This window comes from Acidovorax sp. LjRoot117 (assembly GCF_964252695.1).
Lineage (GTDB): Bacteria > Pseudomonadota > Gammaproteobacteria > Burkholderiales > Burkholderiaceae_C > Acidovorax.
The window spans coordinates 115,501-137,894 of the sequence record NZ_CAXUPO020000003.1 but is presented as its reverse complement, the minus strand read 5'-3'; the positions used below and the strand labels follow the sequence as shown (position 1 = coordinate 137,894).

Annotated in this window: 21 protein-coding genes; all 21 read left to right on the top strand. The window is 68.6% G+C overall.

Going from position 1 to position 22,394, the window contains the following annotated elements; all coding sequences use genetic code 11:
* Positions 1–10 precede the first annotated feature (10 nt).
* Positions 11–307, top strand: coding sequence for a hypothetical protein (locus ACSQ3D_RS10235; RefSeq protein WP_056418140.1), 297 nt, complete (start codon positions 11–13; stop codon positions 305–307).
* 11 nt (positions 308–318) lie between these two features.
* Positions 319–1,248: a formate dehydrogenase accessory sulfurtransferase FdhD gene (gene fdhD, locus ACSQ3D_RS10230; RefSeq protein ID WP_436127200.1), complete on the top strand. Its 930-nt coding sequence runs from the start codon at positions 319–321 to the stop codon at positions 1,246–1,248.
* A gap of 51 nt (positions 1,249–1,299) precedes the next feature.
* Positions 1,300–1,848: a DUF3305 domain-containing protein gene (locus tag ACSQ3D_RS10225; RefSeq protein WP_436126810.1), complete on the top strand. Its 549-nt coding sequence runs from the start codon at positions 1,300–1,302 to the stop codon at positions 1,846–1,848.
* Positions 1,841–2,545: a DUF3306 domain-containing protein gene (locus tag ACSQ3D_RS10220; RefSeq protein WP_436127199.1), complete on the top strand. Its 705-nt coding sequence runs from the start codon at positions 1,841–1,843 to the stop codon at positions 2,543–2,545. Before ACSQ3D_RS10225 ends, ACSQ3D_RS10220 begins: the two co-directional genes overlap by 8 nt.
* Positions 2,505–4,580, top strand: a complete 2,076-nt coding sequence (locus tag ACSQ3D_RS10215; RefSeq protein WP_436127198.1) for a 4Fe-4S binding protein — start codon at positions 2,505–2,507, stop codon at positions 4,578–4,580. Before ACSQ3D_RS10220 ends, ACSQ3D_RS10215 begins: the two co-directional genes overlap by 41 nt.
* A 14-nt stretch (positions 4,581–4,594) precedes the next feature.
* Positions 4,595–5,209 (top strand): TorD/DmsD family molecular chaperone, encoded by a 615-nt coding sequence (locus tag ACSQ3D_RS10210; protein WP_056418152.1) that lies wholly within the window; start codon positions 4,595–4,597, stop codon positions 5,207–5,209.
* Between the two features lie 148 nt (positions 5,210–5,357).
* Positions 5,358–5,570 (top strand): hypothetical protein, encoded by a 213-nt coding sequence (locus ACSQ3D_RS10205; RefSeq protein ID WP_056161694.1) that lies wholly within the window; start codon positions 5,358–5,360, stop codon positions 5,568–5,570.
* Positions 5,571–5,582: 12 nt separating this feature from the next.
* Entirely contained in the window at positions 5,583–8,549 is a 2,967-nt protein-coding gene (locus tag ACSQ3D_RS10200) for a formate dehydrogenase subunit alpha (protein WP_436126809.1), read from the top strand.
* Between the two features lie 25 nt (positions 8,550–8,574).
* Positions 8,575–9,192, top strand: a complete 618-nt coding sequence (gene fdh3B, locus ACSQ3D_RS10195; protein ID WP_056161698.1) for a formate dehydrogenase FDH3 subunit beta — start codon at positions 8,575–8,577, stop codon at positions 9,190–9,192.
* Positions 9,189–9,434, top strand: coding sequence for a hypothetical protein (locus ACSQ3D_RS10190; protein ID WP_369817096.1), 246 nt, complete (start codon positions 9,189–9,191; stop codon positions 9,432–9,434). Before fdh3B ends, ACSQ3D_RS10190 begins: the two co-directional genes overlap by 4 nt.
* A gap of 8 nt (positions 9,435–9,442) precedes the next feature.
* Positions 9,443–10,660, top strand: coding sequence for a formate dehydrogenase subunit gamma (locus tag ACSQ3D_RS10185; RefSeq protein ID WP_436126808.1), 1,218 nt, complete (start codon positions 9,443–9,445; stop codon positions 10,658–10,660).
* Positions 10,661–10,680: 20 nt separating this feature from the next.
* A complete protein-coding gene (locus tag ACSQ3D_RS10180; RefSeq protein ID WP_436126807.1) occupies positions 10,681–11,073 on the top strand; it encodes a hypothetical protein in 393 nt (130 codons plus the stop codon).
* A 168-nt stretch (positions 11,074–11,241) separates the two neighbouring features.
* Positions 11,242–12,198: a formate dehydrogenase accessory sulfurtransferase FdhD gene (locus tag ACSQ3D_RS10175; RefSeq protein ID WP_436126806.1), complete on the top strand. Its 957-nt coding sequence runs from the start codon at positions 11,242–11,244 to the stop codon at positions 12,196–12,198.
* Between the two features lie 138 nt (positions 12,199–12,336).
* On the top strand, positions 12,337–13,941 hold the full coding sequence (locus ACSQ3D_RS10170) for a C13 family peptidase (protein ID WP_436126805.1): 1,605 nt from the start codon (positions 12,337–12,339) through the stop codon (positions 13,939–13,941).
* A gap of 96 nt (positions 13,942–14,037) precedes the next feature.
* On the top strand, positions 14,038–16,557 hold the full coding sequence (locus ACSQ3D_RS10165; protein WP_436126804.1) for an ABC transporter permease: 2,520 nt from the start codon (positions 14,038–14,040) through the stop codon (positions 16,555–16,557).
* A 109-nt stretch (positions 16,558–16,666) separates the two neighbouring features.
* Positions 16,667–17,128 carry a group II truncated hemoglobin gene (locus ACSQ3D_RS10160; protein WP_436126803.1) on the top strand — a complete coding sequence of 154 codons (462 nt, stop codon included), beginning with the start codon at positions 16,667–16,669 and terminating at the stop codon, positions 17,126–17,128.
* A gap of 337 nt (positions 17,129–17,465) precedes the next feature.
* Positions 17,466–18,062 carry a LemA family protein gene (locus ACSQ3D_RS10155; RefSeq protein WP_436126802.1) on the top strand — a complete coding sequence of 199 codons (597 nt, stop codon included), beginning with the start codon at positions 17,466–17,468 and terminating at the stop codon, positions 18,060–18,062.
* Between the two features lie 150 nt (positions 18,063–18,212).
* Positions 18,213–19,304, top strand: a complete 1,092-nt coding sequence (locus ACSQ3D_RS10150) for a M48 family metalloprotease (RefSeq protein ID WP_056423043.1) — start codon at positions 18,213–18,215, stop codon at positions 19,302–19,304.
* A gap of 176 nt (positions 19,305–19,480) precedes the next feature.
* Entirely contained in the window at positions 19,481–19,969 is a 489-nt protein-coding gene (locus tag ACSQ3D_RS10145; RefSeq protein ID WP_396503769.1) for a RidA family protein, read from the top strand.
* A gap of 13 nt (positions 19,970–19,982) precedes the next feature.
* On the top strand, positions 19,983–20,210 hold the full coding sequence (locus ACSQ3D_RS10140; protein ID WP_056418182.1) for a DUF7661 family protein: 228 nt from the start codon (positions 19,983–19,985) through the stop codon (positions 20,208–20,210).
* 95 nt (positions 20,211–20,305) lie between these two features.
* Positions 20,306–22,381, top strand: coding sequence for a bifunctional 2',3'-cyclic-nucleotide 2'-phosphodiesterase/3'-nucleotidase (locus ACSQ3D_RS10135; protein WP_436126801.1), 2,076 nt, complete (start codon positions 20,306–20,308; stop codon positions 22,379–22,381).
* Positions 22,382–22,394: the final 13 nt, after the last annotated feature.

Genomic DNA, 22,394 nt, shown 5'->3' with positions numbered 1-22,394 from the left:
CGGCCCTGCCATGACGGCCGCACACGATACCCTGGCAGCCTCCATCCTGCGGGCGCTGCAGGAGGATTCGCACGGCGGTGCCGACGCACCCTCGGGCATGTCGCTGCCCCGCCTGGGCAAGCGCCTGGGCCAGGGCGCGAGCGTGCTGCTGCGCGAGCTGAGCCTCATGAGCGATGCGCCCGTGGGCGGGCAGCGCGGCCCCGGGTGGGTGCGCGTGGACCGGGTCGGCGAGCGCTGGGTGGCCTTCCTGACCGACGAGGGCCGGGCCGTGGCCCGTGAGCTGGCGGCGGCTGGAGATGCACCATGAACGGACAGGCGATGCAGGGGCTTGCGGTGCACGGCGACAACAACGAAGAGGACGCCGACGAGGAGGCCCTGGCCCGGGGCCTGCATGCCCTGGCCTCGCGCCCGGTGCGGGTGTATGGCGAGGCGGGTGCGCCCGGCGAAGGCACGCTGCGCCTGGACACGCTGGCCGAGGAGATTCCGGTGGCGCTGGTGTTCAACGGCGTATCGCACGCGGTCATGATGGCCACGCCCGAGCAGCTCGACGACTTCGCACTGGGCTTTGCGCTCAGCGAAGGCATCGTCGACCACGCGCACGACGGCCGCAGCACCGCGCTGCGCCTGGCCGACCAGAGCGCCGCGCACCTGCCGGCGGGCGTGCCAGGGGTCGAGGTGCACATGGAAATTTCTGCGCGCAGTTTCGAGCGCCTCAAGCAGCGGCGCCGCAGCATGGCGGGGCGCACGGGCTGCGGCGTCTGCGGCGTGGAAAGCTTTGCCGCCCTGGACCTGGAGCCCGCACGGCTGCCCGCCCGCGACTGGGTGGAGCGCGTGGATCTGCACACGGTGCTCACGGCCTTTGCCGGGTTGAAGGCGCAGCAGCCGCACAACGCGCATTCGGGCTCGCTGCATGCTGCCGGCTGGGCCACGCTGGACGGGCAGCTGGCCCGTGTCTGCGAAGACGTGGGCCGGCACAACGCGCTGGACAAGCTCATCGGCTGGATGGCGCGCAGCGGGCGGCTTGCGGAGCCGGGCTTCGTGGTGCTCAGCAGCCGGGGCAGCCACGAACTGGTGCGCAAGTGCGCGCGCGTGGGACTGGCGGCGCTGGCCACCATCTCGGCCCCCACCGCGACCGGCGTGCAGGTGGCCGAGCTGGCCGGGCTGCGCCTGTGGGGGCTGTGCCGCGCGCCGCGCGCGGTGCTGTATGCACCGGGAGCGCAGGCCTCGCACGCCTCCCCCGGGGGCTGAAACGCAGGGGCATTGCTCGCCGTGTCTGCGGGCTGGCAGTACAGTCGGGCCATGTCTTTGCGCCCCACCCTCGAAGTCGCCGTCATCATGCGCCGTGAGCGCCTGGACAACCGCTGGCAGCCCTGGCGCTGGACGCTGGACGACGTGGTGCCCGGCGAAGCGGCCTTTGGCGATGTGCCGCGCCTGCTGCGCGAGGATGCCGACGAGACCCGCTGGCTGTTCCCGGGCTTTGCCGTCGAACTTTTCAAGGACGACGGCGAGGGCTACCACCTGAACCTTACCAGCCCGGCACCGTGCTGGTTCGTGCTGTGGCGCATGGACGAAAGCGGCGCCGAGGAAGGCCGGCTGGCACGCCCGGTGGCGGTGAGCCTGAGCTACCACGACGCCGGCCGCTGGCTCGATGCACAGGAGGCGGTCGAGCAGGTGCCCGCACCGCCCGCCGTGCTGCAGGCGCTGCAGGCCTTCGTGGACGAGCACTACGTGCCCGAGCCCAAGCGCCGACGCAGGCCCGACAGCTTCCAGCCGCTGACCGACCGCTTCGGCAAGCCTGCCTCCGTGTCCACCGACAAGCGCCGTGGCGGTGGGGGTCACGGTGGCTGACGGCTTCCTCACGCGCTGGTCGCGCCGCAAGCAGGATGTGGCGGCGGGCAAGCCCGTGGAGGAGCCCGCACCGCAGGCGCCGACGCCGGCTGCGGCGCAGGCCGAGCCTGGCGCGAAGGCACCGGCTGGCGTACCCCAGGCACCGACCGAACCAGCGACCCCGCAGCAGCCCCCCGCGCCCACGCTGGCCGATGCGCAGGCGCTCACGCCCGAGTCCGACTTCAAGCCCTTCGTGCAGCGCGCGGTCTCGCCCGAGGTGCGCAACCTGGCGATGAAGAAGCTGTTTGCCGACCCGCACTTCAACGTGATGGACGGCCTCGACATCTACGTCGGCGACTACACGCAGCCCGACCCCTTGCCCGAGGGCATGTTGCGGCAGATGGCCAGCGCCCATGCCATGGGCTTCTTCGACCATGAAACACAGGCCGCGGACGGGGAGGGCGTGGCGGCAAAGCCCCCGGCGCACGCTCAGCCTCGGGATGATGCGGAGCAGGAAATGCCGTCAGACGTGGCACAGTCGGGGGTATGCACCGCTGTTCCTAGCGAGTCCACCAGCGAGCCGGGCGTGCCCGCGCTGTCCCCCACCGGGACAGCCGACGCGCCAGCCAGCCAACCCGACCATGACCACGACGCTCATCTGCGACTGCAACCAGACGATGCCCCTCGACGCGAAAGCGTTGGGCGCGGCATTGCATGAAGACCAGGGCCTGACCCTTCACTCCACGCTGTGCCGGCGCGAAGCCGGCGCATTCCAGCAGGCCATCAAGACCGGCCAGGACGTGGTGGTGGCCTGCACGCAAGAGCAGCGCCTGTTCGCCGAGCTGGGCCAGCAGACCGAGGGCGCCATCTCCCCCATCCGCTTCGTCAACATCCGCGAGACCGGCGGCTGGAGCCGCGATGCGGACCGCGCCACCCCCAAGATCGCGGCGCTGCTGGCCGCCGCGCAGTTGCCCGAGCCCGCCCCGGTGCCCACGGTCACGTTCAAGAGCACCGGTCGGCTGTTGATCATCGGCGCGCTCGATGTGGCCGAACGCGCTGCGGCCATGGTGTCCGACGTGCTGGAGGTGACGATCTTCACCCAGGGCCCGGGCACCGCAGGTGGCGCGCAGGCCCGGCGCTTTCCGGTGCTGGGCGGGCGCATCACGGGTCTCACGGGCTGGCTGGGCGCGTTCGATCTGCAATGGGCGGCCGACAACCCCATCGACCTGGACCTGTGCACCCGCTGCAATGCCTGCGTGGCCGCATGCCCCGAAGATGCCATCGGCCTCGACTACCAAGTCGACCTGACCGCCTGCCAGTCGCACCGCGCCTGCGTGAAGGTCTGCCAGGTGGCGGGCGCCATCGACTTCAGCCGCGAGGCGGCCCCGCACACCGAGCGCTTCGACATGGTGCTCGACCTGCGCGCCGCCACGGCCACGCCCACCTTTGTGCAGCACGCGCTGCCGCAGGGGTACTTTCGCTGGGACGGCCGCGACATCGCCACGCTGCTGCGCCTGCGCGAGCTCGTGGGCGAGTTTGAAAAGCCCAAGTTCTTTGCCTACAAACAAAAGCTGTGCGCCCACAGCCGCAATGAAACCGTGGGCTGCAATGCCTGCGTGGACATCTGCTCGGCCGAGGCCATTGCCAGCGACAAGAGCCGCCAGCAAATCAAGGTGAACCCGCATCTGTGCGTGGGCTGCGGTGCCTGCACCACGGTGTGCCCCACGGGGGCGCTGACCTATGCCTACCCCAGCGCCACGGACCAGGGCCTGAAGCTCAAGACGCTGCTGTCCACCTACGCCGCAGCGGGTGGCAAGGACGCCGTGCTGCTGCTGCACAGCCAGGAGCGCGGGCAGGCGCTGGTGGAGGAATTGGGCCGCGCGGCGCAACTCAAGGTGGCGCACGGCGTGCCGGCGCGGGTGATTCCGGTGGCGGTGTGGCACACGGCCAGCGTGGGCGTGGACCTGTGGCTGAGCGCCGTGGCTTACGGCGCATCGCAGGTGGCGGTGCTGGTGACTGATGAAGAAGCCCCGCAGTACCTGGAAGGCCTGCAGGCGCAGATGGACGTGGCGCAGGCCATCCTGCTCGGGCTGGGCTACACGGGCAGCCACCTGCAGTTGGTGCGTGCCACGCACCCCACGGCGCTCGATGCCGCGCTGCAGGCCCTGGGGCAGACCCGCCAGGCCACGCCCGCCGTGCCCGCACGGTTTGCGGTGGCGCAGGAAAAGCGCAGCACGCTGGAAATGGCGCTGGACCATCTCATCGAATACGCGCCAGCCCCGGCCGCGGTGCGGCCCGACGCCATTGCGTTGCCGGCCGCGGGCTCGCCGCTGGGCAGCATCAACGTGGTCAAGGACCGCTGCACGCTCTGCCTGAGCTGCGTGAGCGCCTGCCCCGCCAGCGCCCTGCAGGACAACCCGCAGATGCCGCAACTGCGCTTCATCGAGAAGAACTGCGTGCAGTGCGGCCTGTGCGCCACCACCTGCCCCGAAGACGCGATCACCCTGCAGCCGCGCCTGCTGCTCACGCCCGAGCGTGCGCAACTGCGCGTGCTCAACGAAGCCAAGCCCTGGGCCTGTGTGCGCTGCAGCAAGCCGTTTGGCACGGTCAAGGCCATCGAGGCCATGCTGGGCAAGCTCTCGGGCCACCCCATGTTCCAGGGCGAGGCGCTGGAGCGCCTGAAGATGTGCAGCGACTGCCGCGTGATCGACCTGTATTCCTCCCAAAGCGAAGCGAAAGTGACGGACCTGTGAGCGCCCAACCTTCAATGACCCCTGCCGGCAGCTCGGCGCTGGACGAAGAAACCGCGCGCGCCGAGCTGTATGGCCTGCTGTCGCAGCTGTACTACGCAGCGCCCGGCCCAGAGCTGCTGTCGGCATTGCGCGTGGCGGTGACCGAGGCACCGGCCGCGGGTGGTTTTTTGCAAGAGCCCTGGCAGCAACTGGTGGGCGCGGCGCGTGCGCTGGACGATGCGGCCATTGCGCTGGAGTTCGACCGCCTGTTCGGCGGTGTGGGCAAGCCCGAGGTCTACCTGTACGCATCGCACTACGTGAGCGGCTTCTTGAACGAGAAGCCCCTGGCCCGCCTGCGCACCGACCTGGCCCGCCTGGGCCTGGCGCGTGACGAGGCGGCCATGCCCGAGACCGAAGACCACATCGCCTACCTGTGCGAGGTCATGCGCTACCTGATCGCCGGCGACGATGTGGCGGTGTGCAACCTGGCGTCGCAGCGCGACTTTTTTGCCACGCACCTGCAGCCCTGGGTGGGGGCGCTGTGCGATGCGCTGGCGGCGCATCCGCAAGCACGGTTCTATGCTGCAACAGCACATTTCACCCGCGCCTTCGTCAGCGTGGAGGCGCAGGGCTTCGACATGCTCGATTGAACTGGCGCCGCCGCTGACACCATCTGCGCGGGGCGCTACAAAAGATGAGTAAGTTGGTGGGTGGTATTCGCCTCAATTGCAGTGTTGCACTCAGTGACATAGACTGTATGAACAGCATTTCATAGCTGCAGCCATTCTGGAGACAAGCATGCAGAACAGCCAAACCCCACCTTCGCGCCGCAGCTTCTTTGCCGGCGCCGCCACCGTCGGCGCCGCAGCGGCTGCCGTGGTGGCCCTTCCGCAGCTGGCGACGTCTCCCGAAGCGGCCGTGTCCGAGCCCCCCCGCGTGGCGCCGGAGAAGGGCGGCGGGTACCACCTGTCCGCCCATGTGAAGCAGTACTACAAGACCACCCAACTCTGACCGGGGCGCCCCATGTTGCTCACCAAGAAGTCGCCGCACGCCGCGCCGGGCGCCGCGCCTGCCTCTCCTTTTGTTCACAGCCTGCGCCGCGGTTTGTCGCAGGCCCTGCCCACCATGGACCGGCGCTCGTTCCTGCGTCGCTCGGGCCTGGGTGTCGGCGTCGGCATTGCCGCGTCGCAGCTCACGCTGGTCAAGAAGTCCCACGCCGCCGAAGGCGCCAAGGTGGGCCTGGGCGACAGCAAGATCGAAGTGCGCCGCACCGTGTGCACCCACTGTTCGGTGGGCTGTGCGGTCGATGCCGTGGTCGAGAACGGCGTGTGGGTGCGCCAGGAGCCGGTGTTCGACTCGCCCATCAACCTGGGCGCGCACTGTGCCAAGGGCGCTGCGCTGCGCGAGCACGGCCACGGCGAGTACCGCCTGCGCTACCCCATGAAGCTCGTGAACGGCAAGTACGAGCGCATCAGCTGGGACACGGCGCTCAACGAGATCACCGCCAAGATGCAGGAGCTGCGCAAGGCCAGCGGCCCTGACAGCGTGTATTTCGTCGGCTCGTCCAAGCACAACAACGAGCAGGCTTACCTGCTGCGCAAGTTCGTGAGCTTCTGGGGCACCAACAACTGCGACCACCAGGCGCGCATCTGCCACTCCACCACGGTGGCCGGCGTGGCCAACACCTGGGGTTATGGGGCCATGACCAATTCGTACAACGACATGCAAAACAGCAAGGTCGCGATGTACATCGGCTCCAACGCGGCAGAGGCCCACCCGGTGAGCATGCTGCACATGCTGCACGCCAAGGAAACCGGCTGCAAGATGATCGTGGTGGACCCGCGCTTCACCCGCACGGCGGCCAAGGCCGACGAATACGTGCGCATCCGCTCCGGCACCGACATTCCCTTCCTCTTCGGCCTGCTGTACCACATCTTCAAGAACGGCTGGGAAGACAAGCAGTACATCAACGACCGCGTCTACGGCATGGACAAGGTGCGCGAGGAGATCCTCGCCAAGTGGACGCCCGACAAGGTGGAAGAGGCCTGCGGCGTGAAGGAGGCGCAGGTCTTCAAGGTGGCGAGCATGCTCAACGCCCACCGCCCCGGCACCGTGGTGTGGTGCATGGGCCAGACGCAGCACACCATCGGCAACGCCATCGTGCGGGCATCGTGCATCCTGCAGCTGGCGCTGGGCAACGTGGGCAAGACGGGCGGCGGCACCAACATCTTCCGCGGCCACGACAACGTGCAGGGCGCCACCGACGTGGGCCCCAACCCCGACTCGCTGCCCGGCTACTACGGCCTGGCCGAAGGCTCCTGGAAGCACTTCGCGGCCGTGTGGGGCGTGGACTACGAGTGGATCAAGGCCAAGTACGCATCGCCCGCGATGATGACCAAGAGCGGCATCACCGTCTCGCGCTGGATCGACGGCGTGCTGGAGAAGAACGAGCTCATCGACCAGGACTCCAACCTGCGCGGCGTGTTCTTCTGGGGCCATGCGCCCAACTCGCAGACGCGCGGTCTGGAAATGAAGCGCGCGATGGACAAGCTGGATTTGCTGGTGGTGGTGGACCCTTACCCCTCCGCCACCGCCGCGATGGCCGCCATGCCCGGCAAGGCCGAAGATTTGAACGCCAACCGCGCGGTGTACCTGCTGCCTGCGGCCACGCAGTTCGAGACCAGCGGCTCGTGCACCGCGTCCAACCGGTCGCTGCAGTGGCGCGAGAAGGTCATCGAGCCCCTGTGGGAGAGCCGCTCGGACCACATGATCATGCACCAGTTCGCCGAGAAGCTGGGCTTTGCCGCCGAGCTGTCCAAGAACTACAAGATGCAGAAGGTCAAGGGCATGGACGAGCCCGTGCCCGAGGACATCCTGCGCGAGATCAATCGCAGCGTGTGGACCATCGGCTACACCGGCCAGAGCCCCGAGCGGCTGAAGGCCCACATGAAGAACATGCACCTGTTCGACGTGAAGACCCTCAAGGCCAAGGGCGGCAAGGACAAGGACACGGGCTACGACTTCACCGGCGACTACTTCGGCCTGCCCTGGCCCTGCTACGGCACACCCGAGCTCAAGCACCCCGGCTCGTCCAACCTGTACGACACCTCCAAGCACGTGATGGACGGCGGCGGCAACTTCCGCGCCAACTTCGGTGTCGAGAAGGACGGCGTGAACCTGCTGGCCGAGGACGGATCGTTCTCGCTGGGCAGCGAGATCACCACCGGCTACCCCGAGTTCGACCACGTGCTGCTCAAGAAGCTCGGCTGGTGGGACGACCTGTCGGACGCCGAAAAGGCCAAGGCCGAAGGCAAGAACTGGAAGACCGATCCCACCGGCGCGATCATCCGCGTGGCCATGAAGCACGGCTGCCACCCGTTCGGCAACGCCAAGGCGCGTGCCGTGGTGTGGAACTTCCCGGATGCGATACCGCAGCACCGCGAGCCGCTGTACGGCACCAAGCCGGAGCTGATGGCCAAGTACCCCACGCACGACGACAAGAAGGCCTTCTGGCGCATGCCCACGCTGTACAAGAGCGTGCAGGACAAGAACATCGCCGACAAGGTGCACGAGAAGTTCCCGCTCATCCTGAGCTCGGGCCGCCTGGTCGAGTACGAAGGCGGCGGCGAGGAAACCCGCTCCAACCCCTGGCTGGCCGAGCTGCAGCAGGAGTCGTTCGTCGAGATCAACCCGAAGACGGCGGCCGACCGCGGCATCCGCAACGGCGAGCGCGTGTGGCTGAGCTCGCCCACCGGCGCACGCCTGAACGTGCAGGCGCTTGTCACCGAGCGCGTGGCACCCGACACGGTGTGGATGCCGTTCCACTTCTCGGGGCGCTGGCAAGGCACGGACATGCTGGCGTACTACCCCAAGGGCGCAGCGCCCATCGTGCGCGGCGAAGCGGTGAACACCGCCACCACCTATGGCTACGACAGCGTGACCATGATGCAAGAAACCAAGACCACGATCTGCAACGTGGAACGCGCCTGATCGCGCCGCGCAAGGAGACCTACCCATGGCACGAATGAAATTCATCTGCGACTCAGAGCGCTGCATCGAATGCAACGGCTGCGTCACGGCCTGCAAGAACGAGCACGAGGTGCCGTGGGGCGTGAACCGCCGCCGCGTGGTCACGCTCAATGACGGCGTGCCCGGCGAGAAATCCATCTCGGTGGCCTGCATGCACTGCAGCGATGCGCCCTGCATGGCCGTGTGCCCCGTCAACTGCTTCTACCGCACGGACGAAGGCGTGGTGCTGCATGACAAGGACGTGTGCATCGGCTGCGGCTACTGCAGCTATGCCTGCCCCTTTGGCGCACCGCAGTTCCCTTCGACCGGCACCTTCGGCGTGCGCGGCAAGATGGACAAGTGCACCTTCTGCGCCGGCGGCCCTGAAGAGCATGGCAGCCAGGCCGAGTTCGACAAGTACGGCCGCAACCGCCTGGCCGAGGGCAAGCTGCCCGCCTGCGCCGAAATGTGCTCCACCAAGGCCCTGCTGGCTGGCGATGGCGACGTGGTGGCGGACATCTTCCGCAACCGCGTGGTGCAGCGCGGCAAGGGCGCCGAAGTGTGGGGCTGGGGCACGGCCTACGGCTCGCAGCAGGCCGGCCAGCCTGCAGGGGGCAAGTCATGATCACGATGCAACGCACCTTGCTGGTCGCCTCCGCAGCCCTGGCCCTGGCGGCCCTGAGCGCGTGCGGCGAGAAGCCGCAGACCGGCGCCGGCATCCGCAGCGATGCCACACCCTACGCCGGCACCGGCAGCGCCTTCACGCAGCCGGGCTGGACGGCCGGTGACAAGGCCAGCTGGGAGGCGCAACTGAAGACGCGCCAGCAGTACGGCCAGAACGAGTACACGCGCATCACCGCGAAGTGAGGCCCGCCATGCAACACATCCTGTGGTCATTGGCGTTGGTGGTTGGTGTGGTCTGCGGCCCCGCGCTGGCGCAGGCCCCGGCCGCTGGCGATGCAGCCTCTGCGCCTGCGGCAGCAGTAGCGCCTGCGCCTGCCACCGCGGCCCCGGCCGCGGGCGGCATCCAGAGCCAGAACATCTTCGAGGTCAAGCCGGACGCGAGCGCCGACCCCAAATACCTGGAGCAGACCAACGGCGAACGCGCCAAGGTGCAGCCCGGCAACAACGCGCCCATGTGGCGCCAGGTGGGGCAGGGCGTGACCGGCACCAGCAGCCTGCCCAAGAGCCAGGCGCCCGAGGCCGGCAACCTGATCCAGCCCTTCGTGCAGTACCCCGGCTCGCGCGTGACCAACGCCGGCGAGGCCTGGCGGCAGGTGCGCAACCAGTGGATCATCCCGTACGGCGGCTCGCTGCTGCTCATCGTAGCCGGTGCGATTGCGCTGTTCTACTGGGGCAAGGGCGCGATCACGCTGCACGGCGCCGAGACCGGCCGCAAGATCGAGCGCTTCACCCCGTTCGAGCGCTCGGCCCACTGGGCCAACGCGATTGCCTTCGTCGCCCTGGCGGTGTCGGGCATCGTGATGGCGTTCGGCAAGTTCTTCCTGCTGCCCATCATGGGCGCCACGCTGTTCGGCTGGCTGGCGTATGCATTGAAGAACATCCACAACTTCGCCGGCCCGCTGTTCGCGGTGTCGCTGGTCATCGTGTTCTTCACGTTCCTCAAGGACAACCTGCCGCGCCGCGAGGACATCACCTGGATCGCCAAGGGCGGCGGCATGCTCTCGGGGCAAGAGGTGCCTTCGCACCGCTTCAACGCGGGCGAGAAGATCGTGTTCTGGGCCGGCGTGCTGGGCCTGGGCGTGATCGTGGTGGCCTCGGGCCTGGTGCTGGACAAGCTGATCCCCGGGCTCATCTACGAGCGCGGCACCATGCAGATCGCGCACATGGTGCATGCCGTGGCCACGGTGGTGATGATGATGATGTTCATGGGCCACATCTACATGGGCACCATCGGCATGCAGGGCGCCTACAAGGCCATGAAGACCGGCTATGTGGACGACACCTGGGCCAGGGAGCACCACGAGCTCTGGTACGACGACATCGAGGCCGGCAAGATTCCCCGCCAGCGCAGCGCCGTGGACGGACCTGTCGAGGCGGCCGCCGCCGCAGGCAAGCCCGTCCAGGTATGACATGTGAGGCACACCCCACCATGAAGACTCCACACCCCCTCCGTACCCTGGCGCTGGCTTTGTGTGCCGCTGGTGCGTGCAGCCTGGCCGTGGCCAAGCTGCCCCCGCCGTCGCCCGAGGCCGCCGCCAAGGCTGCAGAAGCCGCTGCCAAGGCCGCCTGGGCCGGCAAGGTCGACAACTACAAGCTGTGCCTGTCGCAGGACAAGGTGGCGGCCCACTACCGCAAGACCACGCCGGATGCCAAGCCTGCGGTGGCCACCGGCACCGCGTGCGCTGACCCCGGCCCGTTCGCCTACACGCCGCCAGAGGCCAAGCCCCTGGAGGCCGCAGGTGCGCATTCGCCACCGGGCACGGCCAGCAGCCCGCCCAACACGGCCACGCCCGCCGCCGCGGCATCGGCACCCAAGCCCTGACCGCCACCGGCCGGGTGCGCGGGGTGCGTGCCACTTCTGCGATGGGCCGCACAGAGACCGCACCCCTGCGAATCTCTCGGCGCACCTCCTTTTCGCCCTTGGCCCCGCCCGGCGCAGGGCCAGGCTGAGCAGACGTCTGCATCCAGCACGCCTGCGTATAGTCCCTCCATGACCTCCCGCACCGCAACGGATTCCACCGCCCAGCCCTTGCCGCGCCTGACGCAGGCCACGGCCCCGCTCACACACAGTGTCGATGTGGTCAACGAACTGGGCGAGCGCGAGCAGGTCTCCATCCCCGCGGAGCGGCCGCTCACCGTGTATGTGGACAGGCGCGAGCTGGTCACGCTGATGACCCTGGGCGCGCACCCTGAGCTGCTGGTGCTCGGTTACCTGCGCAACCAGCGCCTGGTCGAGTCGGTGTTCGACATCGAGTCCATCACCGTCGACTGGGACGTGCACGCCGCCGCCGTGCGCACGCGCCACGGCATCGAGCGCATCGAAGAGCGCACGGCCAGCAAGGTGGTGACCACCGGCTGCGGGCAGGGCAGCGTGTTCGGTGGCTTGATGGACGAGGTGGACCGTATCGTGCTGCCCGAGGCGCGCCTCACGCAAGCCCAGCTGTACGGCATCGTCAACGCGATCCGCCTGAAGGAGACCACGTACAAGTCTGCCGGTTCGGTCCACGGCTGCGCGCTGTTTCGGGGTGAGGAACTGCTCACTTTCGTGGAAGACGTGGGGCGCCACAACGCCATCGACACGATTGCGGGCTGGATGTGGATGAACGCGCAGCCGCCAAGGCCGACGGATGCAGCCACGGGGGGAGGAGGGCCCGCGCCCGAGCCCATGTCGGGCGCCGACAAGGTCTTCTACACCACCGGGCGCCTTACCAGCGAGATGGTCATCAAGTCGGCCCAGATGGGTGTGCCCATCGTGGTGTCGCGCAGCGGCATGACGCAGATGGGCCATGCGGTGGCGCAACAGCTGGGCCTGTGCGCCATCGGACGGGCGACCAACCGGCGTTTTGTCTGCTACAGCGGGGCGGACCGGCTGGTGCTGCAGCCGGAGTTGGCGCAGGCGCCCGCGGTGCTGCCTGGGGCAGCGGCTGTGCCGCAGACACGGCGATAGCGGTCGGATGCCGGGCCACCGCGACGGCAACGGCTGCGGCTGCGGCGGCCACCGGGAGCCCCCAAGAGCACGCAGCGGCCACCGTCGAGGGGCCGCCCGCCGTGCAGGCACGTCATGCGCAGATGGCATGATGCGCGCATGAAAGACCGTCACATCCATGGCACCTGGGACAACACCCTGCCCAGCCAATGGGGCCCTGTGCCCGGAGAGATCGAAGTCCCGTTGAGCGGAACGCCCACCGCGCCGGGGGCGCTTGTTGGCAACACAAATGGCGGGCCTGCGGGCGCTGCCCGACTGTCGCTCTGGGACTGGGTCCGCGAAGGCTTGCGCGCCGGATTTTTCCTGGCGCCCCGTACCGGCGCGGCGGCGCCCACGCCCTGGCAACTGGTGGTGCTGGCGCTCGCCAGCGGTGCGCTGCTGGCGGCCGTCGCGCGCCTGGAGATCGTGGGCCCCGCGCAGTTCAACCTGCGCGGCTGGCTGATTCCGTACTGGACGACGCTGGCGCTGCTGTGGTTTGCGTGGTGGGCCATGGCCCCGGCGCTGCGGCAACAGGCCGCGGCACCAGGGGCCGCCAGCCCCGAGCCTTCGGGCGGGCTGGCGGCGTGGTTCGCACTCTCCACCTGGGCGCCCATGGTTCCCACGCTGCTCACGTACGGGCTGTTGGGCTGGGCGGCGCAAAGGCCGCAGACCTGGCAGGGGCAGATCGCCGGATGGGTGATGTGGGCGCTGTACATCCCGCTGTTCGTGTGGCTGCTGGCGGCGGTGGTCGTGGTCAGTGCGCGTTTCATCCGCTCGCGCCTGCGCACGGCGGTCTTTGCCGCCGGGTTGGTGGGCCTGGCGGCCCTGGCCACGTGGCAGTTTCCCGACCGGCCCTGGGAGCTGGACACCGAAGCCGTTGCCGCAGCCCAGGAGGCTGCCCCGGAGCCGGCACGCCTGCACCTGTCGCAAACGGTCTTCGAAGCCCAGCAGGCACTGTGGCCGCAGCAGGTACAGGCGCTGGCGCCCGAGCGCCCCGGCGTGGTGGATGTCTACGGCCTGGTGTTCGCCCCCTACGCCAGCGAGGAAGTCTTCCGCCGAGAAAGCACCATGGTCAGCACGCTGCTGAAGGAGCGCTTCGACGCCGACGGCCGCGTGCTGCACCTGCTCAACCATGCGGAAACCGCAGGCACCCACCTGTGGGCCACGCCGCAGAACCTGCAGCGTGCCATCGAGGCGCTGGCCGACCGCATGGACCGCGACAACGACGTGCTCATGGTCTACATGACATCCCACGGCGCGCGCAACCACGAGCTGGCCGCGTCGCACTGGCCTCTGGAGGTGCCGCCCGTCACGCCCGAGATGCTGCGCGCCGCGCTGGACGACGCCGGCATCCGCCACCGCGTGATCGCCGTGTCGGCCTGCTTTTCGGGCGGCTGGATCGACCCGCTGGCCACTGACGGCACGCTCATCATGACCGCGGCCGATGCCACGCACACCTCGTACGGCTGCGGCAGGCTGTCCGAGCTCACGTTCTTCGGCCGTGCGGTGTTCAACGAGCAACTGCGCCAGACCCATTCGTTCACCGACGCCTTCGCCAAGGCCGTGCCGCTGATCCAGCAGCGCGAGGTCGAGGCCGGCAAGGCCGACGGCTTCTCCAACCCGCAGATAAGGGTGGGGGCGGACATTGCCCCGGTGCTCAAGGCGCTGGAGCAGCGGCTGGGCGCGGGCGAAGGCAGCGAGGCCACCGCAACGGTGCGGCCCTGACCGCGAGGGGCGGGCCCGCTGCCCGCGCAGCGCCCGGCACCGCCCCAAACACCCCACGGGCTGACGGCCCGTTCGCTTTGCGCTAAGGTCCGCGCCATGAACCTGTCTTTTCTGCGCCTGGGCTGGCGCACCCTGGCCCGCGACCTGCGCGCGGGCGAGCTGCGCCTGTTGATCGTTGCCGTCACCCTGGCGGTGGCCGCGCTCACTTCGGTGGGCTTCTTTGCCGACCGATTGCAGGGCGGCCTGCAGCGCGATGCCCTGCAGCTACTGGGCGGCGACGCGGTGGTGGCCAGCGACAACCCCACCCCCCAGGCCTTTGTGGACCAGGCCAAGGCGCTGGGCCTCCAGTCGGTCACCACGCTCGGCTTTCCCACCATGGGCCGCGCCAGCGACGCCCAGGGCGGCGCCAGCAAGCTTGTGGCCTTGAAGAGCGTGCAGCCGGGCTACCCGCTGCGCGGCAGCCTGCGGGTGGCCGACGCGCCCGGCGCCATCGACCAGCCCACGCGGGACATCCCGGCCAAGGGCGAGGTGTGGGTCGATGCTCCTTTGCTCGAATCGCTGAACCTGGCCATGGGCGACTTCCTGCTGCTGGGTGATGCGCAGTTGCGCATCGCCCGCATCATCGTCATCGAGCCGGACCGGGGCGCGGGCTTCATGAGCTTTGCGCCGCGCGTGATGGTCAACGAAGCCGACCTGGCCGCTACCGGCCTGGTGCAGCCCGCCAGCCGCCTGACCTACCGGTTTGCCGTCACCGGCCCGGCGCCTGCGGTCAAGGCCTTCAACGAATGGTCTGCCGCAGAGCTCAAAAAGCCCGAGGTGCACGGCGTGCGTGTGGAGTCGCTGGAGAGCGGCCGCCCCGAAATGCGCCAGACGCTGGACCGCGCCCAGAAATTCCTGAGCCTGGTGGCCCTGCTGGCCGCGCTGCTGTCGGCCGTGGCCGTGGCCCTGGCGGCCCGCGGCTTTGCCGCGGAGCACCTGGACGCATCGGCCATGCTGCGCGTGCTGGGGCAAAGCCAGCGCACCATTGCGGGCGCCTACACCACCGAGTTCGCGCTGGTGGGCCTGTTTGCCAGCGCCCTGGGCGTGCTGCTGGGGTATGCGGTGCACCACGCCTTCGTGCTGCTGCTGGCGGGGCTGGTGGAATCCGCCTTGCCCGCGCCCAGCCTGTGGCCCGTGGCCTTCGGCCTGGGCATGGGGCTCACGCTGCTGTTCGCCTTCGGCCTGCCGCCGGTGCTGCAGCTGGCCCAGGTGCCACCGCTGCGGGTGATCCGGCGCGACGTGGGCGGGCTCAAGCCGGCATCCATGGCGGTGCTGGGCATCGGCATCGCGGGCTTTGCGGCGCTGCTGCTGACGGTGAGCAGCGACATCAAGCTGGGCCTGATCGCCGTGGGCGGTTTTGCGGGCGCGGTGCTCCTGTTCGCGGGCCTGGCCTGGGTGGCGGTCAAGCTGCTGCGCAGGAGCGTGAACGAGGCCACCGCCCCGCGCTGGCTGGTGCTGGCCACGCGGCAGATATCGGCACGCCCGGCCTACGCCGTGGTGCAGGTCAGCAGCCTGGCCGTGGGCCTGCTGGCCCTGGTGCTGCTGGTGCTGCTGCGCACCGACCTGGTGGACAGCTGGCGCAAGGCCACGCCGCCGGATGCGCCCAACCGCTTCGTGATCAACGTCATGCCCGACCAGGCCGATGCGTTTCAGCAGGCGCTCAAGGACAACAACGTCGCCAAGTACGACTGGTACCCCATGATCCGCGGGCGGCTGGTGGCGGTGAACGGCAAGGCCGTGGGCCCGGCCGACTACACCGACGACCGCGCCAAGCGCCTGGTGGACCGCGAGTTCAACCTCTCCAACGCCACCGAGGCACCGGCCCACAACCAGATCGTGGCCGGCCGGTGGACGGCGGGCGAGGAGGGCGCGATCAGCGTCGAAGAAGGCATTGCCGAGACCCTGGGCCTGAAGATGGGCGACCGCCTGCAGTTCGACATGGGCGGCGTGCTGAACGAAGCCCGCATCACCAGCCTGCGCAAGGTGGATTGGGGCTCGATGCGCGCCAACTTCTTCGTGATGTACCCGGTGGCGAGCGTGAAGGACGTGCCCGTCACGTACCTTGCCGCCTACCGCGCGCCCGAGGTGCACGGCTTCGACAACGCGCTGGTGCGCCAATTCCCCAACATCACCAATGTGGACATGGCCGCCACCATCAACCAGGTGCAGCGCGTGCTGGACCAGGTGATCCGCGCGGTGGAGTTCTTGTTCGCCTTCACGCTGGCCGCCGGCCTGGTGGTGCTGTTCGCGGCCGTCACCGCCACGCGCGAAGAGCGTGCGCGCGAATACGCCATCATGCGCGCCGTGGGGGCGCGCGCCAGCCTGCTGCGGCAGGTGCAGCGCGCCGAGCTGGTGGGCGTGGGCCTGCTCGCGGGCTTTTTGGCCAGCACCGTGGCCGTGGGCGTGGGCTGGGCGCTGGCGCGCTTCGTGTTCGACTTCGCCTGGACCGCGTCGCCCTGGGTGCCGCTGGCGGGTGCGGTGGCGGGCGCCGTGCTGGCCTTGGCCGCTGGCTGGTGGGGCCTGCGCGAGGTGCTGCTGCGGCCGGTGGTGGACACGCTGCGCCGCGCGGCGGAGTGAGCGGCTGGCGTGTGCCCTCTGTGGGGTACCACCAGTGCTGCATCAGCCGGTTGCTATATATTCGATAGCTGTTGCCGCTTGATGGTCAAGCGGTAGCGCCATTTTTGACATGAATTCAGACGTTTCCAAAGACCCCGACGCAGACCCCGACGCAGACACCGAACCCGGCCAGGAGGCTGCGGCGGCGGCTGTCACACCCTTCGAATGGATCGGCGGCGAAGCGCGCGTGCTGGCACTCACCGAGCGCTTCTACGACCTGATGGACCTGGAGCCCGCGTATGCCGAGTTGCGTGCGGCCCACGGCAGCGACCTGGTGCAGGCGCGGCAAAAGCTCTTCTGGTTCTTGTGCGGCTGGCTGGGCGGCCCCGACCACTACCAAAGCCGCTTCGGCCACCCGCGCCTGCGCATGCGGCACATGCCTTTTTCCATCGGCATCAAGGAGCGCGACCAGTGGGTCGCCTGCATGGACCAGGCCATGGGCGAGACGGGCGTGCCCGACGCTTTGCGCGCCCGCTTGAAGGAAAGCTTCATGGGCACGGCGGACTGGATGCGGAATAAGGGCACCCCCTGAGCGGCTGCGCCGCTTCCCCCTGAAGGGGGACGCACCCGGTGGCCCGGCAAAGCCGGTTCCACGGGTGCACTGGCGGGGCTGCGGTCGGTGGAGGGTGCGGGGTGTCAACCCAGAGCGGCTGGGCCGCTGCCCTCGCAGCCTGTGGATGGGCCCGGTGTGTGCTCATAGTATCGATTGCTCTGCTTTTGATAGCTGCTAGCGCTTATTGGTGAGGCGCTGCAGGCTGTTTTGGTGCTTAAATCCCTACCCGCTGAAATGTATGGCCCCTTTGGGAAAGGAGCGCCACTAAGATGCGCCCAGCATCCATTCATTCAATTCACAACAAGGAGGGTGGGACATGTCAGCTACTGCTTGGATCGTTCTGGGCCTGGTCGCCGTGCTGGCGGTGTGGGCCGTTAGTGTCTACAACCGGCTGGTGCAGCTGCGCAACCGCATTGCCAACGCGTTCGGCCAGATCGACGTGCAGCTCAAGCGCCGCCACGACCTGGTGCCCAACCTGGTCGAAGTCGCCAAGGGCTACCTCAGCCACGAGGCCGCCACGCTCGAAGCCGTCATCCAGGCCCGCGGCCAGGCCCAGGGCGCTGCCGCCGCTGTACGGGCAGAGCCTGGCAGCGCCAACGCCATGGGCGCGCTGGCTGCCGCCGAGGGCGTGCTGGGCAGCAGCCTGGGCCGCCTGATGGTGGTGGCCGAGGCGTATCCCGAACTCAAGGCCGACGCCACCATGCAGTCGCTGTCCGAAGAGCTGACCAGCACCGAAAACCGCCTGGGCTTCGCGCGCCAGGCGTACAACGACCAGGCGCTGGAATTCAACGACGCGGCAGCGCAGTTTCCTGACCTGGTCGTGGCGCGCCTGCTGGGCTTTCCCACCGTGCCGATGCTCGAATCCACACGCAGCGACGAAGAGCGCGCCGCGCCGCAGGTGCGGTTCTCGTAAGCCATATCGATGGGCCTCTGGGCCGCTGGCGGCGCTGTTCCCTCCGCGGGACGCACGTGGCGGCACGGCCCGTCCGCATCCACGCATGCGCCGGCAGGGCTGCGGCCAGTTCTGCCCGCAGTGGATATCTCACCGACTGGAGAGGGTGCCATGAAGTTCTGGGACCATCAGGACAGCGCGCGCAGCGAGACGCGGCGCCTGCTGCTGGGCTTTGCACTCGCTGTGGCCGTGCTGGTCGTCGCGGTGCACGCGGCCCTGGCGCTGGCCTGGGTATTGATGGCTGCGGTGCTGCCGGGGCGGTTGCCGTTTCCGCAGGGCTTTCTGGCGGCCAACGTGGGCGTGTCGCTGATGCTGGTGCTGGGCGGCTGGTGGGTGGAAACCTCGAACCTGCGCGCGGGCGGCGTCAAGCTGGCCCGGCGGGTAGGCGCGCGCGAGCTGAGGCCGTCGCTCTCGCATGCCGAGCAGCGGCTTTCCAACATCGTGGACGAGCTGTGCATCGCGGCCCACATGCCCCGGCCCGAGATCATGGTGATGCCGCGCACCGACGCGATCAATGCCTTTGCCGCCGGCTGGGACCAGAGCGATGCCGTGATCGCCGTGACGCAGGGCGCGCTCGACTACCTGAACCGCGAGGAGATGCAGGGCATGGTCGCCCACGAGCTCTCGCACCTGCACGAAGGCGACACCCGTCTGAAGATGCAGCTGGCGGGCATGGTGTTCGGGCTGGAGCTGGTCTACAACTTCGGCGACACGCTGCGCGAGCGCCGGGGCCTGTCGTGGTGGTTCGGCTCGGCCATCATGCTGGCGGGCCTTGCAGGCTGGTTGACCGGACGCATGCTCAAGGCCGCGGTGTCGCGCCAGCGCGAGTACCTGGCCGACGCCCGCGCCGTGCAATGGACGCGCAGCCGCGACGGCCTGGGCGGCGTGCTGCGCAAGGTCATGGCCCAGCGCCGCGACCTGCCGCGCGGCTATGAAGAGCACAGCCACAAGGGACTGAACCACCCCTCGGTACAGCACATGCTCCTGGTGGACCTGGGCGGCGGTGGCCGCATGGAGCGCTGGCTCGACTCGCACCCCACGCTCGATGAGCGCGTGCAGCGTCTCTATGGCCGCAAAATGCAGCCGATCAAGGTCATGCCGGTGGCCGCAGGGCCGGAGCCAGCCTGGCGCCCCGAGAATGCAGGGCAGCCCGCCGGCGTGACGCTGGCGTCGCTGGTGGATCCGTTCGCGCGGTATCTTTGAACCCCTCCCCCCCTTGTTTCGTCTTCGGCGCCTTCCCGCCCCAGGGGGACGCATCCGGTGGTCTGGCCGAGCCAGTTCCGCGGGTGCACTGGCGTGGGCCGAGCCAATGGCTGCCTGCGCGCTCCATGCCGCGCTCAATGGCATAGTGGTGGCCCTCTTAAATGCCGAGATTTCTTATGTCCCGTGACACGCGTTTCCAGGAACAGGCCCAGGCCCTGGGCTACAGCTTCGATGGCGAGATCAAGATCGGTGGCAACTACGTGCCGCTGGTGCGCGACGGTCACCACATCTACCTGAGCGGCCAGATACCGCGCGTGGGCGACACCGTGGTGGTCACGGGCGCAGCCGGTGCCGGTGCGTCGCTGGCCGATGCGCAGAAGGCCGCCAAGGTGTGCGTGATGCGATCGCTGGCACTGCTGCAGCGTGCACTCGGCTCACTCGATGCAGTGCAGGCCATCCTGCGGATCACCGTGTACGTGCAGTCGGCGCCGACGTTCACGCAGCAAAGCGAGGTGGCCGATGGGGCGTCGGACCTTTTGTTCGCCGTGCTGGGAGACGCGGGCGCCCACACGCGCACGTCGGTGGGCGTGCTGCAGTTGCCCAAGAACGCGACGGTCGAGGTGGATCTGATCGCCACGACCGCAGATCCGCACGCATCCGCCTGAAGGAGAGCTTCGTATGGCAGCGCCCACGCACCCCCGTTTCAACGTCTTCGGCCGCATCGTCGAGGTGCGGCGCGAGGGCGCGCTGTGGCAGGCCTACCGCGTGGGGTCCGATGGCAAGCGGACTCCCTCGGGTTTCGTGATTCCCGACTTCGTGCAAGAGCACGAGCTGGCGCAATTCCTGGAGGACCTGTTCCACGAAAGCGCTTCGCCGCACAACGGCGACGTGCACCGCATCGCCTGATGGGGGGCGGGCAGGCGTGTGCTTTTGCACCACGTCACACCGCTGTCAAACCCCGGCCAGACACTCGGACCCTTGTTCCAACAAGGGCCTTGTTCATGTCTGAACGCACTCGCAGCCGACTTCTTTTGCTTTCGTCGTTTCATGGCTCACGCCGCACCGCCACGCTGAGCGTGCTGGCGCTGGCCGCGTCGCTGTCCGCCTGCGGCGGCGGTGATGGCGGCAGCGTCAACAACAACGCTGGCGCCACCGCCACGCTGGCCGTGCTGGAGACCACCGACCTGCACTTCAATGTGCGCAGCTACGACTACTTCAAGCTGGCCGAGGACAAGAGCTACGGCTTCGAGCGCACCGCCACGCTGGTGCGCGCGGCGCGCAAGGAGTTTGCCAACACGCTGCTGGTGGACAACGGCGACACCATCCAGGGCACGGCGCTGGCCGACTACGAAGCCACCATCAACCCCATCCCTTGCACGCAGCAGCTGTCCATGTACAAGGCCATGGGCGCGTTAGGCTTTGACGCCGGCACGCTGGGCAACCACGAGTTCAACTACGGCCTGCCGTTCCTGAACCAGGTGCTGGGCGGCGGGCTGGAGGTGGATGGCGTGGACGCCGCCAAGAAATGCGCGGGCGCGGGCTTTCCGATGGTGCTGGCCAACGTGACCAGCAACAAGACCCAGAAGCCGCTGGTGCAGCCCTACACCGTGCTCGAGCGCACGCTGGTGGCCAAGGGCGCGGACGGCAAGGAGGTGAAGCTGCCCATCAAGGTGGGCGTGATCGGCTTCACCACGCCGGGCATCATGAACTGGGACAAGCGCTACCTCGAAGGCAAGGTCAGCACGCAAGGCGCGGTCGAGTCTGCGACCAAGTATGTGCCCGAGCTGCGCGCCAAGGGCGCCGACATCGTGATCGCGCTGCTGCACGGCGGCATGGACAGCGCGGCGTATTCGCCCACCATGGAGAACCCGGGCCTGTACCTCTCCAAGGTGGCCGGCATCGACGCGATGGTGATGGGCCACCAGCACGGCGTGTTCCCCGATACCGCGGCCACGCCCGGCTTCACCATGGCCGGTGTCGACCACAAGGCCGGCACCGTGAACGGCGTGCCCGCCGTGATGGCCAGCTCGTGGGGCAAGGCCCTGGGCGTGGTGCAGCTCGCGCTGCAGTGGGACGGCGCCAAGTGGGTGGTCAACAAGTCGGCCAGCAAGTCCGAGCTGCGCAACATCCAGAACAAGAACGCCGCCGGCGCCACGGTGACCGTGGATGCGGACGCCAGCGTGGCCCCGCTCGTCGAGACGCAGCACCAGGCCGCCATCCAGTACGTGAAGACGCCCATCGGCCAGACCGACTTCCGCATGAGCACGCTGTTTGCCGACGTGGGCGACCCCGGCGCGATCCAGATCGTGAACCAGGCGCAGCAGGCCTATGTGGCCGCCTACATCAAGGCCAGCCTGCCGCAGTATGCGCAGCTGCCGGTGCTGTCGGTGAGCGCGCCGTTCAAGAGCGGCTTCCAGGGTGGAGCCGACTACACCGACGTCGCCGTGGGCCCGCTGGCCATCAACAACGCGGCCGACCTGTACCTGTACCCCAACACGGTGTATGCGGTGAAGGTCAACGGCGGCGACATCAAGAACTGGCTGGAGGCCGCTGCCAAGCGCTTCAACCAGATCGACCCTTCCAAGACCGGCGAGCAACAGCTCATCAGCACCTTCCCGGGCTACAACTTCGACATGTTCACCACCGCCGACGTGCAGTACCAGATCGACGTGACCCAGCCCGTGGGCAGCCGCATCAAGAACCTGACTTACCTGGGCAAGCCCATCGACGTGGCGCAGGAGTTCGTGATCGCCACCAACAACTACCGCGCCACCAGCGGCAAGAGCTTCATCGACAAGCTCGACGGCTCGGGCACCATCTGGGCATCGCCCGATGCCAACCGGGACGTCGTGATCGACTACATCCGCAAGAACCCCGCGGTGACGCGCAGTGCCAACGGTGCGGCCAAGAGCTGGCGCTTTGCCAAGGCCACCGTGGCGGGGCCGGTGGTGTTCAGCTCGGGCGCCAACGCGCTGGCCGTGGCGCAGGCCGCGGGCCTGGCCAACGTGTCGCTGCTGGCGGCGGACGACGGCTCGGGCAAGGGCACGTCGAAGTACGCGGTCGATCTGTCCAAGTAGGTATGTAGGGCAT

What these genes read in the sequence shown, in the direction of transcription:
- ACSQ3D_RS10235 (WP_056418140.1), top strand. Translation starts at nt 11, where the DNA reads ATGACGGCCGCACACGATACCCTGGCAGCCTCCATCCTGCGGGCGCTG.
- fdhD (WP_436127200.1), top strand. Translation starts at nt 319, where the DNA reads ATGCAGGGGCTTGCGGTGCACGGCGACAACAACGAAGAGGACGCCGAC.
- ACSQ3D_RS10225 (WP_436126810.1), top strand. Translation starts at nt 1,300, where the DNA reads ATGTCTTTGCGCCCCACCCTCGAAGTCGCCGTCATCATGCGCCGTGAG.
- ACSQ3D_RS10215 (WP_436127198.1), top strand. Translation starts at nt 2,505, where the DNA reads ATGCCCCTCGACGCGAAAGCGTTGGGCGCGGCATTGCATGAAGACCAG.
- ACSQ3D_RS10210 (WP_056418152.1), top strand. Translation starts at nt 4,595, where the DNA reads ATGACCCCTGCCGGCAGCTCGGCGCTGGACGAAGAAACCGCGCGCGCC.
- ACSQ3D_RS10205 (WP_056161694.1), top strand. Translation starts at nt 5,358, where the DNA reads ATGCAGAACAGCCAAACCCCACCTTCGCGCCGCAGCTTCTTTGCCGGC.
- ACSQ3D_RS10200 (WP_436126809.1), top strand. Translation starts at nt 5,583, where the DNA reads ATGTTGCTCACCAAGAAGTCGCCGCACGCCGCGCCGGGCGCCGCGCCT.
- fdh3B (WP_056161698.1), top strand. Translation starts at nt 8,575, where the DNA reads ATGGCACGAATGAAATTCATCTGCGACTCAGAGCGCTGCATCGAATGC.
- ACSQ3D_RS10190 (WP_369817096.1), top strand. Translation starts at nt 9,189, where the DNA reads ATGATCACGATGCAACGCACCTTGCTGGTCGCCTCCGCAGCCCTGGCC.
- ACSQ3D_RS10185 (WP_436126808.1), top strand. Translation starts at nt 9,443, where the DNA reads ATGCAACACATCCTGTGGTCATTGGCGTTGGTGGTTGGTGTGGTCTGC.
- ACSQ3D_RS10180 (WP_436126807.1), top strand. Translation starts at nt 10,681, where the DNA reads ATGAAGACTCCACACCCCCTCCGTACCCTGGCGCTGGCTTTGTGTGCC.
- ACSQ3D_RS10175 (WP_436126806.1), top strand. Translation starts at nt 11,242, where the DNA reads ATGACCTCCCGCACCGCAACGGATTCCACCGCCCAGCCCTTGCCGCGC.
- ACSQ3D_RS10170 (WP_436126805.1), top strand. Translation starts at nt 12,337, where the DNA reads ATGAAAGACCGTCACATCCATGGCACCTGGGACAACACCCTGCCCAGC.
- ACSQ3D_RS10165 (WP_436126804.1), top strand. Translation starts at nt 14,038, where the DNA reads ATGAACCTGTCTTTTCTGCGCCTGGGCTGGCGCACCCTGGCCCGCGAC.
- ACSQ3D_RS10160 (WP_436126803.1), top strand. Translation starts at nt 16,667, where the DNA reads ATGAATTCAGACGTTTCCAAAGACCCCGACGCAGACCCCGACGCAGAC.
- ACSQ3D_RS10155 (WP_436126802.1), top strand. Translation starts at nt 17,466, where the DNA reads ATGTCAGCTACTGCTTGGATCGTTCTGGGCCTGGTCGCCGTGCTGGCG.
- ACSQ3D_RS10150 (WP_056423043.1), top strand. Translation starts at nt 18,213, where the DNA reads ATGAAGTTCTGGGACCATCAGGACAGCGCGCGCAGCGAGACGCGGCGC.
- ACSQ3D_RS10145 (WP_396503769.1), top strand. Translation starts at nt 19,481, where the DNA reads ATGTCCCGTGACACGCGTTTCCAGGAACAGGCCCAGGCCCTGGGCTAC.
- ACSQ3D_RS10140 (WP_056418182.1), top strand. Translation starts at nt 19,983, where the DNA reads ATGGCAGCGCCCACGCACCCCCGTTTCAACGTCTTCGGCCGCATCGTC.
- ACSQ3D_RS10135 (WP_436126801.1), top strand. Translation starts at nt 20,306, where the DNA reads ATGTCTGAACGCACTCGCAGCCGACTTCTTTTGCTTTCGTCGTTTCAT.